Origin of the sequence: Sphingomonas aurantiaca, assembly GCF_003050705.1 — a bacterium.
Classification (GTDB): Bacteria; Pseudomonadota; Alphaproteobacteria; order Sphingomonadales; family Sphingomonadaceae; genus Sphingomonas; species Sphingomonas aurantiaca.
The window spans coordinates 281,734-296,043 of the sequence record NZ_QAOG01000003.1 but is presented as its reverse complement, the minus strand read 5'-3'; the positions used below and the strand labels follow the sequence as shown (position 1 = coordinate 296,043).

Annotated in this window: 13 protein-coding genes; 6 read left to right on the top strand and 7 right to left on the bottom strand. The window is 67.1% G+C overall.

The features are described from left to right. Positions 1 to 7: 7 nt before the first annotated feature. Positions 8 to 1,525, bottom strand: a complete 1,518-nt coding sequence (locus C8J26_RS10300) for a fumarate hydratase (RefSeq protein WP_107957825.1) — start codon at positions 1,523 to 1,525, stop codon at positions 8 to 10. Positions 1,526 to 1,588: 63 nt separating this feature from the next. Here C8J26_RS10300 and C8J26_RS10295 point away from each other — a divergent pair, with 63 nt between their 5' ends. After that, positions 1,589 to 2,290 (top strand): NAD-dependent deacylase, encoded by a 702-nt coding sequence (locus tag C8J26_RS10295; RefSeq protein ID WP_107958157.1) that lies wholly within the window; start codon positions 1,589 to 1,591, stop codon positions 2,288 to 2,290. Here C8J26_RS10295 and lgt read toward each other — a convergent pair whose 3' ends face one another. From lgt to lepB, 4 genes are all read right to left on the bottom strand, one after another. Beyond that, positions 2,291 to 3,133, bottom strand: coding sequence for a prolipoprotein diacylglyceryl transferase (lgt, locus tag C8J26_RS10290; RefSeq protein WP_107957824.1), 843 nt, complete (start codon positions 3,131 to 3,133; stop codon positions 2,291 to 2,293). It abuts the gene before it with no gap. 196 nt (positions 3,134 to 3,329) lie between these two features. Continuing rightward, entirely contained in the window at positions 3,330 to 4,247 is a 918-nt protein-coding gene (gene era, locus C8J26_RS10285; protein WP_244185250.1) for a GTPase Era, read from the bottom strand. A 251-nt stretch (positions 4,248 to 4,498) separates the two neighbouring features. Further along, on the bottom strand, positions 4,499 to 5,161 hold the full coding sequence (gene rnc, locus C8J26_RS10280; protein ID WP_244185249.1) for a ribonuclease III: 663 nt from the start codon (positions 5,159 to 5,161) through the stop codon (positions 4,499 to 4,501). Continuing rightward, on the bottom strand, positions 5,158 to 5,967 hold the full coding sequence (lepB, locus tag C8J26_RS20865; RefSeq protein WP_244185267.1) for a signal peptidase I: 810 nt from the start codon (positions 5,965 to 5,967) through the stop codon (positions 5,158 to 5,160). The genes rnc and lepB overlap by 4 nt, the downstream gene beginning before the upstream one ends. A 125-nt stretch (positions 5,968 to 6,092) precedes the next feature. On the opposite strand from lepB, the gene pgi reads away from it, so the two are divergent. The 5 genes from pgi (at position 6,093) to C8J26_RS10250 (ending at position 11,795) form a co-directional block, all read left to right on the top strand. Next, positions 6,093 to 7,583, top strand: coding sequence for a glucose-6-phosphate isomerase (gene pgi, locus C8J26_RS10270; protein WP_107957820.1), 1,491 nt, complete (start codon positions 6,093 to 6,095; stop codon positions 7,581 to 7,583). Positions 7,584 to 7,751: 168 nt separating this feature from the next. Then, on the top strand, positions 7,752 to 8,129 hold the full coding sequence (locus tag C8J26_RS10265) for a DUF4174 domain-containing protein (RefSeq protein WP_208631370.1): 378 nt from the start codon (positions 7,752 to 7,754) through the stop codon (positions 8,127 to 8,129). A gap of 107 nt (positions 8,130 to 8,236) precedes the next feature. Continuing rightward, positions 8,237 to 9,592 (top strand): glutathione-disulfide reductase, encoded by a 1,356-nt coding sequence (gene gorA / locus C8J26_RS10260; RefSeq protein WP_107957819.1) that lies wholly within the window; start codon positions 8,237 to 8,239, stop codon positions 9,590 to 9,592. A gap of 72 nt (positions 9,593 to 9,664) precedes the next feature. Next, entirely contained in the window at positions 9,665 to 10,861 is a 1,197-nt protein-coding gene (locus C8J26_RS10255; RefSeq protein ID WP_107957818.1) for a thiolase family protein, read from the top strand. Between the two features lie 157 nt (positions 10,862 to 11,018). After that, positions 11,019 to 11,795, top strand: coding sequence for an SDR family NAD(P)-dependent oxidoreductase (locus tag C8J26_RS10250; protein ID WP_107957817.1), 777 nt, complete (start codon positions 11,019 to 11,021; stop codon positions 11,793 to 11,795). A gap of 118 nt (positions 11,796 to 11,913) precedes the next feature. On the opposite strand, the gene C8J26_RS10245 is transcribed toward C8J26_RS10250, so the two are convergent. Then, positions 11,914 to 13,272, bottom strand: coding sequence for a dihydrolipoamide acetyltransferase family protein (locus tag C8J26_RS10245; protein ID WP_107957816.1), 1,359 nt, complete (start codon positions 13,270 to 13,272; stop codon positions 11,914 to 11,916). After that, positions 13,272 to 14,279, bottom strand: a complete 1,008-nt coding sequence (locus tag C8J26_RS10240) for an alpha-ketoacid dehydrogenase subunit beta (RefSeq protein ID WP_107958150.1) — start codon at positions 14,277 to 14,279, stop codon at positions 13,272 to 13,274. Before C8J26_RS10240 ends, C8J26_RS10245 begins: the two co-directional genes overlap by 1 nt. Between the last annotated feature and the right edge of the window lie 31 nt (positions 14,280 to 14,310).

Genomic DNA, 14,310 nt, shown 5'->3' with positions numbered 1-14,310 from the left:
CGCGCGGTCATGCGGGGGTGAGCAGCCCTTCGCGCGCGATCTTCTCGCGCCAGACGAGCGGGGCGAGCTGGTGGACGTTCTCGCCCGCCGAATCGACCGCGACGGTCACCGGGAAGTCGGCGACCTCGAACTCGTAGATCGCCTCCATGCCCAGATCCTCGAAGCCGACGACCTTCGATCCCTTGATCGCGCGCGCGACCAGATACGCCGCGCCGCCGACCGCCATCAGATAGGCCGACTTGCGCTCGGCGATCGCCTTGGTCGCGTCCGCGCCGCGCTCGGCCTTGCCGACCATCGCGAGCAGGCCCTGGTCGAGCATCATGCGCGTGAACTTGTCCATCCGCGTCGCGGTGGTGGGGCCGGCGGGGCCGACCACCTCGTCACCGACCGGATCGACCGGGCCGACATAATAGATCACGCGACCGCGGAAATCGACGGGGAGCTCCTCGCCCTTGGCCAGCATGTCGGCGATCCGCTTGTGCGCGGCGTCGCGGCCGGTCAGCATCTTGCCGTTGAGCAGCAGGCGGTCACCATGCTTCCACGTCTGCACGACCTCGGGGGTCAGCGTGTCGAGATCGACTCTGATCGCGGCCTTGTCGGGCGTCCAGTTGACGTCGGGCCATTCCTCGAGCTTGGGCGCTTCGAGATAGACCGGGCCCGAGCCGTCGAGCACGAAATGCGCGTGGCGCGTGGCGGCGCAGTTCGGGATCATCGCGACGGGCTTCGACGCGGCATGAGTCGGCCAGTCGAAGATCTTGACGTCGAGGATGGTGGAGAGCCCGCCCAGCCCCTGCGCGCCGATGCCGAGCGCATTGACCTTGTCGTAGATCTCGATCCGCAGCGCCTCGATGTCGTTCTTCGGCCCGCGCGCCTTGAGCTGCGCCATGTCGATCGCGCCCATCAGCGACTGCTTGGCGAGGATCATCGACTTTTCCGCGGTGCCGCCGATGCCGATGCCGAGCATCCCCGGCGGGCACCAGCCCGCACCCATCTGCGGGATCATCTCGAGCACCCAGTCGACGATCGAATCGCTCGGGTTCATCATCTTGAACTTCGACTTGTTCTCGCTGCCGCCGCCCTTGGCCGCGACGTCGATCGAGACGGTGTTGCCGGGCACCATCTCGACATGCATCACGCTCGGCGTGTTGTCCTTGGTGTTGCGGCGCGTGAAGGCGGGATCGGCGAGAATCGACGCGCGCAGCTTGTTCTCGGGGTTGAGATACGCTTTGCGCACGCCTTCATCGACGACCTCCTGCAAGGAGCGGGTCGAGTCGAGGCGGCAGTCCTGGCCCCATTTGACGAAGATCGTGACGATCCCGGTATCCTGGCAGATCGGGCGGTGGCCCTCCGCGCACATCCGGCTGTTGGTCAGGATCTGCGCGATCGCATCCTTGGCGGCGGGCGATTTCTCGGCCTCGTAGGCGACGCCGAGGGCGCGGATGTAATCCATCGGGTGATAGTAGCTGATGAACTGGAGCGCGTCGGCGACGCTTTCGATCAGGTCGGCTTCGGTGATGACGGTCATGCAGCGCCTTTGCAGATGCGGGTATGGGGTGCCTTACCGTGCCCGGCCGGGTTATTGAAGGTCATGCAGGATATTCGGAACATCGTGGTGCTGACGGGCGCTGGCATTTCGGCGGAGAGCGGGATCGCGACGTTCCGCGGGCCCGGCGGGTTATGGGAGGGGCACCGGGTCGAAGACGTCTGCACGCCCGAGGCGCTCGCGGCGGATCCGGAGCTGGTGCACCGGTTCTACGACCTCCGCCGCGCGGCGCTGGCGGCGGTCGAGCCGAACGCGGCGCATCGGGCGCTGGCGCGGCTGGATGCGGCCTGGGACGGCGAGTTGCTGATCGTCACGCAGAATGTCGACGACCTGCACGAGCGCGCGGGGGCGACGCGGATGCTGCACATGCATGGCGAGTTGCTTTCGGCCTTGTGTGGCGTTTGCGGGCGCCGCGAGCCTTGGGCGGGCGCGCTGCCCGAGGGATCGGTGTGCGGCGCGTGTGGCGCGGCGGCGCTTCGGCCGGACATCGTGTTCTTCGGCGAGATGCCGTACCAGATGGAGCGGATCGAGGCGGCGCTGGCGCGCGCCGATCTGTTCGTGTCGATCGGGACGTCGGGGGCGGTGTATCCGGCGGCGGGGTTCGTGCAGACCGCCGCGTATCACGGCGCACAGACGCTGGAGCTGAACCTCGATCCGTCGATGGGGAGCGTGTTCTTCGAGCAGACCCGGATCGGGGCGGCAGGGGTGCTGGTACCGGCTTGGGTCAGCGAGGTTTTGGGAGATTGATCATGCTGCGGGGACTGTCGCGACTCGGGATCCCCTGAGCGATAGGGCGAAAAACCAGACGCCGGCACCGATCATCGGCACGCTCAGCGTCTGCCCCATCGTCAGCCCCCACCACAGATGGTCGAGCCCGGCATCGGGCTGGCGGACGAATTCGAGCAGGACGCGTGCGGTGCCGTACAGGATCAGTCCCGCCCCGAGCAGGTGGCCGGGGCGAAGCCGCGCGTCGGTGCGCCAGAACAGATAGGCCAGCACGATCATGCTTAAGCCGCCCTCGAGCGCGGCTTCGTAGAGCTGGCTCGGGTGGCGCGGGATGCCGTCCTGCGTGCCGGGGAAGATCACCGCCCAGGGTAGCGAGCTCGGCCGGCCCCATAATTCCCCGTTCACGAAGTTGGCGATCCGCACCAGCACGAGGCCGAACGGCGTCGCGCACGCCACATAGTCGCAGACGCGCAGTAGCCGCAGCCGGTGACGCCGTGCGAACAGGATCAGGCTGACGATCACCCCGAGGAACCCGCCGTGCAGCGACATGCCGCCCTGCCAGAGTTTCAGCACGTCGAGCGGGGCGCGCCAGATCTCGGGGCGGTAAAACATGCAATAGCCGAGGCGGCCGCCGATGATGATCCCGAGCGTCAGGTAGAAGACGAGATCGTCGACATGGCGTTCGGCCATCGGTGCGCCGGATCGACGGAGCATTTTCCGCAGATACCACCAGCCCAGCGCGATCATCGCGAGATAGCTGATCGCGTACCAACGGAGCTGGAACAGGCCGAGATCCAGCGCCACCGGGGATAGATGAAGCTGGTCGTAGCGGATCGCGGAGGTCGCATCGATCAGGGTCGGCATCGCGTGGTCCTCGTGCCGCTCAGCGGGCGAGGTCTATGGTAGCATCAATAGATTTCAGGACGTCGTGGGTTTGATACAATAGGCATAGGCGTTGCCAATTGCCGGGCCAAAGTCTGTTCTCCCGCGAAGGCGGGAGCCCAGGCTGGGCCCCCGCCTTCGCGGGGGAACAGGGTAGTGCGGGTAGTGAGTTCGCGGGTCAGTCGACCCAGTCGAGGCCGATGTCGCGGTAGGTTTCGCGGTCTTCGTCCCAGCCGGGCTTGACCTTTACGTGCAGGTACAAATGGACGGGCTTGCCGGTGATCGAAGCGAGTTCGATGCGGGAGCGCGCGCCGATTTCCTTGATCCGGACGCCGCCCTTGCCGAGCACGATCGCGCGCTGCGTCGGGCGTTCGACGAGGATCTGCTGGTGGATCTCCAGCGACCCGTCCTGGCGCTCGATATACTGCTCGGTCTCGATCGTGCTCGCGTACGGCAGCTCGGCGTGGAGCTGGAGATAGAGCTGCTCGCGAGTCACTTCGGAGGCGAGCGCGCGCTCGGTCGAGTCGGAGACCTGGTCTTCGGGATAATGCCACGGGCCTTCGGGCATCGCCTTGGCGAGCTGCGTCTTGAAGTGCGCGAGGCCGTCGCCGGTGCCCGCGCTGATGAAGAACGTCTCGGCGAAGGGGAGCAATGCGTTCAGCTTTTCGGCGTGGATCAGCAGCTTGGTCTTGTCGGCGAGATCGACCTTGTTGAGGATCAGCCAGATCGGCTCGGTGCGGCCGACCAGCGACTCGACGATGGTCGTGACCTTGCCGCCGATCCCGCCCTTGGCGTCGACCACCAGCGCGATGATGTCCGAGCCTTCCGCGCCGCCCCAGGCGGCGGCGACCATCGCGCGGTCGAACCGGCGCTTGGGCTCGAAGATGCCGGGGGTGTCGACGAGCAGGATCTGCGTGTCGCCTTCGATCGCGACGCCCATCAGTTTCGCGCGCGTGGTCTGCGCCTTGGGGCTGACGATCGCGACCTTCTGGCCGACGAGCGCGTTGACGAGCGTCGACTTGCCGGCGTTCGGGGCGCCGACGATGGCGACTAGGCCGCAATGCTTGGTATCGGGCTGGGTATTCGTTTCAGTCACATATGCTCTTTTCGAACTGGTGTTGCACGCACCTGTACAGGGAAAACGGCTGTCCGTCATCGCGTCGTGGGTACGTCGAGAAAGGGAGTTTTGTTCGCGCGGAGGCGCAGAGAGCGCGGAGGTGGTGTGGTCGGGGCAAGGTCGCGCCCGGCAAGGCGCCGAGTTATTCGGCGGTGCGTGATCGTAGTGGGAGCGAGCCTCATTCGCAGCACCTCCGCGTCCTCCGCGCCTCCGCGCGAGCAAAACTCATTCTAACTGAGCTTCTCCAGCAGCGCCTTGGCTGCCGCGGTTTCGGCTTCTTGTTTGCTTGATCCCATGGCGGTCGCTTCGGCGAGCTTGCCGACCGAGACGAGGATCGTGAATTTGGGGGCGTGGCCGGGGCCGGAGCGCTCGACGACGGTGTATTCGGGGGGCTTGCGGTTATGCGCGGCGGCCCATTCCTGGAGCGCGGACTTGGGGTGCTGCGGGGCCTTGGCGCCGGCCTGCACGCGGTCGCCCCATGCGCCGCGGACGAAGGCGCGGGCGGCGTCGAGGCCGGCCTCCTGATACCAGGCGCCGATCAGCGCCTCCATCACATCGCCGAGCACGTTGTCGCTGTCGCTGGCGCCGTCGTCGCGCGCCTGCTTGCCGAGTTTGAGATGCGCGCGGACGCCGAGCTGGCGCGCGACGTCGGCGCAGACGGGGCCGGTGACGAGCGCGTTGAGACGCTTCGACAGCGAACCCTCGGGATCGGTCGCGAACAGTTCGTACAGCCATTCGGCGATGATGAGGCCGAGGACGCGGTCGCCGAGGAATTCGAGTCGCTCGTAGTTCGCCGCGGCCTGGCTGCCGTGAGTCAGTGCGCGCTCATAGGGCGCGAGGTTGGTCGGTGTGCGGCCGAAGAGCGTCTTCAGCCAGCCGGCGAGGTCGCTCAAAAGCCTTCCCCGATGCGGCTCCAGCGCGCGGCGCTGACCCAGGTCCAGGGTTTGAGCCACTGCGCATTGCCGTCGGTCGAGAAGAAGTTGGCGACCGCCTTGCCCTCGACATTCTCGAGCGGGACGTAGCCCATGCCCTGCGGCGCGGGGAAGCGGCTGTCGCCGCTGTCGTCGCGGTTGTCGCCCATCACGAAGATGTGGCCCGCGGGGATCGTGTAGAGCCCGGTATCGTCGCGATCGGGGAGTTCGGCCTGGTCGAGCACCTCGTAGCTGCGGCCGTTCGGCAGCGTCTCGCGGAAGCGGGGGTAGCGACAGATCTGGACGTTGGCGACGACGTCGACGAACGGCGCGCCGCATTTCTCGGCGTCGAAATTGGCGGTGAGCGGGATCGTGAAGTCGGCGATGCGGAGCTTCGGGATCGCCTTGCCGTTGAGGTAGACGACGCCTTGGCGCATCTGCACCGTCTCGCCGGGCAGGCCGATGACGCGCTTGATGACGTCGTGATCGAGCACTTCGGGCGCGCGGAAGACGACGACGTCGCCGCGGGTCGGCGTGCTGCCGAGGATGCGGCCGGGGATCAGCGGGACACCGGCGGGGAGCGACCAGCGCGAATAGCCGTAGTTCCATTTCGACACGAAGAGATAGTCGCCGATCAGCAGCCGGGGCAGCATCGATTCGGACGGGATGCTGAACGGCGCGAAGATGAAACTGCGCAGGATCAGCACGACCACCGCCAGCTTCAGCAGGAAGCGGAACGTCTCCGCAGTTTCGGACCGCTTGGGTTTCGTCTTCACGTCATTTGCCATGTCTGCGGGTTTGCGCAGACGGCGCGCGTCGTCAAGCTTGCGCGGGATACCTGTCACCGAAAGAGCGTTGTCGCGGTCTCGCGCTTGCAGCATGACCGGCGCGCACGTCTATTCGGAGAAGTAGCATGACCGCCGACTGGTCCAAGATCGAAGCCCTGCCCGCCACCACGCTGACCGACCTGTTCGCGCAGGATTCGGAGCGCCTTTCGAAGCTGAGCCTCGACGTCGCGGGTATCCATTTCGACTGGTCGAAGACGCATCTGACCACCGACATGGTCGCGGCGTTCGAGCAGATGGCCAAGGCGCAGGATCTGGCGGGCAAGCGCCAGGCGCTGTTCTCGGGCGAGGTCGTCAACGTCACCGAGGGCCGCGCGGTCGAGCACACTGCGGAGCGCGGCGAGGGCAAGCCCGAGAGCGTTGCGATCGCGCAGGCGAGCCATTCGCGGATGCGCACGCTGATCGATGCGATCGAGGCCGAAGCGCTCGGGCCGGTGCGGCATATCCTGCACGTCGGGATCGGCGGGTCGGCGCTGGGGCCGCAGTTGCTGGTCGACTCGCTCGGGCGTGACGACAAGCGCTATGACGTCGGGATCGTCGCCAATGTCGACGGCGTCGCGCTGGAGGACGTGTTCGCCAAGTTCGATCCGGCGGCGACGCTGCTCGTGGTCGCGTCGAAGACGTTCACGACGACCGAGACGCTGATGAACGCCGAGAGCGTGCTGCAGTGGATGACCGAGCATAATGTCGAGGATCCGTATGGCCGCGTGATCGCGCTGACCGCCGCGCCCGAGAAGGCGATGGAATGGGGCGTCGACGAGACTCGCATCCTGCCGTTCGCCGAGAGCGTCGGCGGGCGCTACTCGCTGTGGTCGACGATCGGGTTTCCGGCCGCGATCGCGCTCGGCTGGGACCGGTTCGAGGAACTGCTCGAGGGGGCGGCAGAGATGGATCGCCACTTCCGTCTCGCCGCACTGCACGAGAATGCGCCGGCGCTCGCCGCGTTTGCAGACCTCTATTACACGCAGATCCGCCATGCCGAGACGCGTGCGACCTTTGCCTATGACGAGCGGTTGCGCTTGCTGCCGAGCTATCTCCAGCAGCTGGAGATGGAGTCGAACGGCAAGTCGGTGACCGCGGACGGCGAGCCGCTCGGGCGGCCGTCGGCGGCGATCACCTGGGGCGGGGTCGGCACCGAGGCGCAGCATGCGGTGTTCCAGCTGCTCCACCAGGGCACGCATCTGGTGCCGGTCGAGTTCGTCGCGTCGATCGAGGCCGGCGACACGCTGCCTGAGGAGCATCACCGTGCGCTGTTGCTCAACGCGTTCGCACAGGGTGCGGCGCTGATGGCGGGCAAGCAGGTCGAGGATCCGGCGCGCAGCTATTCGGGTGACCGGCCGTCGTCGACGCTGCTGCTCGACGATCTCGATGCGCGCACGCTGGGGGCGCTGATCGCGTTCTACGAGCACCGCGTGTTCGTGAACGGCGTGTTGCTGGGGATCAACTCGTTCGACCAGTTCGGGGTGGAGCTCGGCAAGGAGATGGCGAAGGCGGCGGAGAAGGGCGGGCAGACGTTCGATCCTTCGACGGATGATTTGATCAAGCGCGCGTTCGGGTAAGCTGGGCCTCGCGCCCTTCGTTTCCTCAACACCCGCACTTCCCCGGCGGAGGCCGGGGCCCAGTTGGGACGTCCGTCGTGTAGCCACTGCGGTTCACCCAACTGGGCCCCGGCCTTCGCCGGGGTGGTAGAAGAGGGAGCGCGAACGAACCTGCCGCGTTACATCTTCATGTCGATCCTCTTAGCCGCAGCGCTCGCCGCTTCTCCCACCCTCGCGCAGATGAAGTGGGAGCGGCGCGTGCTGATCGTCGCGGCACCCTCCGCGCAGGACCCCGCGCTCGCTGAGCAGCGCCGCATCCTCGCCAGCTGGACCGCGAAGGGCGACGAGCGCGACCTTACCATCGTCGAAATCGTCGGCGACCAGGTCCGCGGCGCCGGCGACACCGCCCCCGCGCTGCGTCGCAAATTCCGCCTTCCCGCAGGCTTCACCGCGATCCTGATCGGCAAGGACGGCGGCGAGAAGCTGCGCAGCGCCGAGCCCTTCCCCACCACACTGCTGGAGCAGACGATCGACGCGATGCCGATGCGCAGGGCGGGTCGGCGATAGAGCGGGCCGATCACCCTGATCGCCGCGCCGGGCTTGTCCGCGCATCCCCCCTGCCCCAGATGGCACCCAAAGCCGCAGCGCGGCGGCGCGACGTACAAGGATAGCCCGTGACCGATACCCAATTCGACTATGACCTCTTCGTCATCGGCGCCGGCTCGGGCGGGACGCGCGCGTCGCGCGTCGCCGCCGCGCATGGTGCGCGTGTCGCGGTTGCCGAGGAATATCGCGTCGGCGGCACCTGTGTCATTCGGGGCTGCGTGCCGAAGAAGCTGCTGATCTATGGCGCGCATTTCGCCGAGGATCTGAAGGATGCCAAGCGCTTCGGCTGGCAGGTGCCCGACGATTGCGCGTTCGACTGGCGCGTGCTGCGCGACAACGTGATGGAGGAGGTCGACCGGATCAACGGCGCCTACACGACCACGCTCGAGAACAACCATGTCGACATCATCCACCAGCGCGCGGTCGTTTCCGGCCCCAACGAAGTCACGCTCGCCGACGGCAGCACGAAGACCGCGGCGAAGATCCTGATCGCGGTCGGCGCGCACCCGCTGGTGCCCGAGTTTCCCGGTGCCGAGCACGGCATCACTTCGAACGAAGTGTTCCACCTCGACGACGTGCCGAAGCGCGTGCTGATCGCGGGCGCGGGCTATATCGCCAACGAGTTCGCCGGGATCTTCCACCAGTTCGGATCGCATGTGACGCTGGTCAACCGGACCGACGTCATCCTGCGCGGCTATGACGAGTCGATCCGCGACCGGCTGCTCCAGATCTCGATGAGCAAGGGGATCGATTTCCGCTTCAACGCCGCGTTCGAGCGTATCGAGAAGAGCGAGGACGGCTGCCTGACCGTGCACACGCACGGGCATGAGCCGATCGTCGTCGACCTCGTGATGTTCGCGACGGGCCGCCTGCCCAACACCAAGGGGCTCGGGCTCGAAACCGCAGGCGTCGAACTCGACGCGGCGGGCGCGGTAGTGGTGGACGCGGACAACCGGTCGAGCTGCGACAGCATCTTTGCGGTCGGCGACGTCACCAACCGCATCCAGCTGACCCCGGTCGCGATCCGCGAGGGGCAGGCGTTCGCCGACACGTTCTTCGGCAACAAGCCGACTCGCGTCGATTACGCCAACGTGCCCGCCGCGGTGTTCAGCCACCCGCCGATGGCCGGTGTCGGCATGACCGAATCGCAGGCCAAGCAGGCGCTGGGATCGGTGAAGGTCTACACGTCGGACTTCCGGCCGATGAAGAACGTGCTCGCGGGGCGCAACGAGCGATCGCTGTACAAGATGATCTGCGATGGCGAAACCGACCGGGTCGTCGGCATCCACATGATCGGGCCGGACTGCCCCGAGATCCTGCAATCCGCCGCGGTCGCGGTGAAGGCTGGGCTGACCAAGGCCGATTTCGACGCGACGGTCGCGCTGCATCCGACGATGGCGGAAGAACTCGTGCTGATGAAGTAAAGCCTTCGGGCTTTGCGTCCTGCGCGCAATTCGGTAGATCGGGCGCATACCCGATCCTCGAAAGGTTCCAGCATGCGTGAAGCCGCCATCGTATCGACCGCCCGTACCGCTATCGGCAAAGCCTATCGCGGCGCGTTCAACGCGACCGAGGCTCCGGTGCTGGCGGGGCATGTGATGAATGCGGTCGTCGAGCGCGCCGGGGTGGATCCGGCGCGGATCGACGAGGTGTTCTGGGGTGTCGGCAACCAATGGGGCACGCAGGGCGGCAATGCAGGACGGATGGCGATCTTCGCGGGCGGGCTGCCCGAGTCGGTCCCCGCGTTCTCGCTCGACCGGAAATGCGGATCGGGGCTGACCGCGGTGGCAATGGCGGCGCGGACGATCATCTGCGACGAGGCCGATGTCGCGCTCGCGGGCGGGATGGAGTCGATCAGCTACACCGTCACCAAGGACGCGCCGCGCTACGTCAATGCGAGCGTGATCGCCAAGGAGCCCGCCGCCTATATCCCGATGATCGAGACCGCGGAGATCGTCGCCGAGCGCTATGGCATCAGTCGCGAGGCGCAGGATGCCTATGCCGCGATGAGCCAGCAGCGCGCGGCGGCGGGGCTCGCGAGCGGGGCGTTCGCGGAGGAGATCGTGCCGATCACGGTCGAGAAGGCGCTGTTCGACAAGCAGGGCAATCACGCCGGAATCGAGAGCGTCACACTGTCGCAGGACGAGGGCATCCGCGCGGGCACCACGCTGGAGGGGCTGCGCGGGCTGAAGACGGTGTGGGCGGGCGGCGAGTTTTCGGGGCCCGGCACGAGCGTGACCGCGGGCAATGCCAGCCAGTTGTCCGATGGCGCCTCCGCACAGTTACTGATGGACCGCAAGACCGCGGAGGCCGAGGGGAAGGATATCCTCGGTATCTATCGCGGGTTCCAGGCGGCGGGGTGCAGCCCGGCGGAGATGGGGATCGGGCCGATCTTCGCGATCCCGAAGCTGCTCGAGCGCGCGGGGCTGTCGGTCGGCGATATCGGGCTGTGGGAGCTGAACGAGGCGTTCGCGTCGCAGTGCCTCTATTGCCGCGACCATCTCGGCATCGATCCGGAGAAGTATAACGTCAATGGCGGCGCGATCGCGGTGGGGCACCCGTTCGGGATGACCGGATCGCGGCTGGTCGGGCATGCGCTGATCGAGGGGCGCAAGCGCGGCGTGCGCTATGTCGTGGTGTCGATGTGCACCGCGGGGGGCATGGGGGCGGCCGGGTTGTTCGAGATCGTTTGAGGCTGGACCGGCGCGGGCGTGCCCTCACCCTTCCCACGGCGAAGACGCCGCGGGCCCCTTCCCTCTCCCCGATGGGAGAGGGAGATGCGCGTCCGGGGCATTGCCAACGTCCTGAGCCGGGCGCAGGTTTGCGCATTCTCGATGGGGGCGCTGGGCTATGACGACGGCATTGATCACCGGCGCATCGGGGGGGCTGGGCGAAGGCTTTGCGCGGGCGCTCGCGGCCGAGGGGACCACGCTGATCCTCACCGCGCGGCGGGTGGAGCGGCTCGAGTCGCTGGCGAGCGAACTGCGCGCGGCGCACGGCGTTACGGTGCATGTCTTTGCCGCCGATCTTGCGGACCCGGATGGCCCGACCACGCTGATCGCGGCGATTGCGGCTGCCGCGCTGCCGGTCGACGTGCTGATCAACAATGCCGGGTTCGGCGCGCGGGGGGACTTTGCGGAGCTGGGCGATACGCTGCAGCTTGGCATGATCGACCTCAATTGCCGCGCGCTGGTGGCGCTGACGCATGCGGTCCTGCCGCAGATGATCGCGCGCGGGTCTGGCGGGATCCTCAATATCGCCTCGGTCGCCGCGTTCCAGCCGGGGCCGTGGATGGCGGTCTATTATGCGAGCAAGGCGTTCGTGCTGAGCTTTTCCGAGGCGCTGCACGAGGAGGTGAAGGCCAAGGGCGTGCGGGTAGCCGCGTTGTGCCCCGGCCCCACGCGCACCGAGTTCGCCGATATCGCCGGGCTGGGCGACACCGCGCTGTTCGAACGCCTGGCGAGCGACCCGGGCGCGGCGGTGCGCGACGGGCTGGCGGCGCTGGCCGCGAACCGGGCGGTGAAGGTGTCGGGCGCACTGAACTTCGCGATGGCCGAGGGGATACGCTTTACACCGAGAAGCCTCGCGCGGCGGATCGCGGGGGCGTTGCAGAAGGCGCGCGACTGAGGCGGGGCAGCGGCCGGCGAACTCGGCGATGGCCGGTACGATCGCGATGCCCTGAAGCATCCCGTCGAACCGGCCTTTGATCGTCAGCGCTGCGCGGTGCGTGCGCTTCCCCCGCGTCTCAGTCTGCGAACAGCAGGACGGGGGTTTCCAGGTACTTCTTCAGGCCCTGGACGAAGCTGGCCGCATCCCAGCCGTCGACGACGCGGTGATCGCAACTGATCGACAGGTTCATCAGCTTGGCGCGTACGATCTCGTCACCCTTGAACACGGGGCGTTCGACGATCTTGTTGGGGCCGATGATCGCGACTTCGGGGCGGTTGATGACCGGGGTGGTCGCGATGCCGCCGAGGGGGCCGAGCGAGGTCACGGTGATCGTGCCGCCGCCCATTTCGCTGGGGGCGAGCTTGCCGGCGCGCGCGGCTTCGGCGAGCCGCGTGATCTCGGTCGCGAGCTGCCAGACGTTGCGGTCCTGTGCGTCGCGGATCACGGGCACGGTGAGCCCTGCGTCGGTCTGCGCGGCCATGCCGAGGTGGATGGCGCCGTGGCGAGTCACCACGCCCGCTTCGTCGTCGTAGCGCGCGTTGAGCATCGGGAAGTCGGGGATCGTCTTGCAGATCGCCACGATCATCAGCGGCAACATCGTCAGCTTTGGGCGGCCGCCGCGGTTGGCGTTGAGGTCGGCGCGCATCGCTTCGAGGGCGGTGACGTCGATCTCGTCGACATAGGTGAAATGCGGGATCGCGCGCTTCGACGCGGCCATGTTCTCGGCGATGCGGCGACGCATGCCGATGACCTTGATCGGCTGGTCTTCGCGGGCGCGTGATGCGTGCGGGGGGTGATAACCCTCGCCGGCGCCGTAGCGGAGGTAGGCATCGAGATCGGCGTGGCGGACGCGGTCGGAGTCGGTCTTTACCGAGGCGAGATCGATGCCGAGATCGCGCGCGCGCGCGCGGACCGCGGGGGATGCGAGCGCGTGCGCCTTCTGCTCGGTCGGAGAAACCGCGGTCTGCGTCTGCTCCCTCTCCCCTCCGGGGAGAGGGCTGGGGTGAGGGGTTGGGGCCGTTGCCAACGGTTCCGCCTGGGGCTGCCCCTCACCCCGACCCTCTCCCCGGAGGGGAGAGGGAGTTTCGGTTGCAACCTCTTCGACGCCTGGGTTCTCGGCTTCGTATTGCTCGGCAGTCTCGACCTGCGCGGCGGTGAGCGGCGCGGCGACGACTTCGTCCGCCACCTCCACCGCATCCGTCTCGATCACGACCAGCGCCGCGCCGATCGACACCTGATCGCCGACTTCGCCCGCGAGTTCGACGACGACGCCGGACACCGGCGACTCCATCTCGACGGTGGCCTTGTCGGTCATCATGTCGGCGATCGGCGAATCTTCCTCGACCCGGTCACCGATGGCGACGTGCCAGGCGACGATCTCGGCCTCGGAAATGCCTTCGCCGATGTCGGGCAGCTTGAAGGTGAAGCGGGCCATTATGCGTCCTTCATGATCTTCTTGAGGGCTTCGCCGATGCGGACCGGCCCTGGGAAATAGGCCCATTCGAGGCTGTGTGGGTACGGCGTGTCGAACCCGGTCACGCGCTCGATCGGCGCCTCGAGATGGTAGAAACAGCGTTCCTGGACGATCGCCGACAGCTCCGCGCCGAACCCGCTGGTGCGCGTCGCCTCGTGGACGATCATGCAGCGCCCGGTCTTCTTCACCGACGCCTCGATCGTCTCGATATCGAGCGGCACGAGCGTGCGCAGATCGACGATCTCGGCGTCGATGCCGGCTTCGGCGACGACCGCGGTGCAGACGTGCACCATCGTGCCATAAGCGAGGATCGTGAGCGCCTGCCCCTCGCGGACGATCTTCGCCTTGCCGAGCTCGATCTTGTAATAGCCGGTCGGCACTTCGCCCGCGGGATGCTTCGACCAGTTCTGCGACGGGCGATCCCAATAACCGTCGAACGGGCCGTTATAGATGCGCTTGGGTTCGAAGAAGAGCGTCGGGTCGTTGTCCTCGATCGCGGCGATCAGCAGGCCCTTCGCGTCGTAGGGCGTCGACGGAATGACCGTCTTGATCCCCGACATGTGCGTGAACAGCCCTTCAGGCGACTGGCTGTGCGTCTGCCCGCCGAAGATACCGCCGCCGAACGGCGATCGAACCGTGATCGGCGAGGTGAACTCGCCCGCCGAGCGATAGCGCAGCCGTGCCGCCTCGGACACGAGCTGGTCGAGCGCGGGGTAGATGTAATCGGCGAACTGGATCTCGGGGACGGGGCGCAGGCCGTAGGCGCCCATGCCGACCGCGACGCCGATGATCCCGCATTCGGTGATCGGCGTATCGAACACGCGCGTCTTGCCATGCTTGGCCTGGAGCCCGGCGGTCGCGCGGAACACGCCGCCGAAATAGCCGACATCCTCGCCCATCACGATCACGTCGGGATCGCGCTCCATCATGATGTCCATGGCGGAGTTGATCGCCTGGATCATGTTCATGCGGGTGGTTTCGCCGCCGGTATCCGACGCG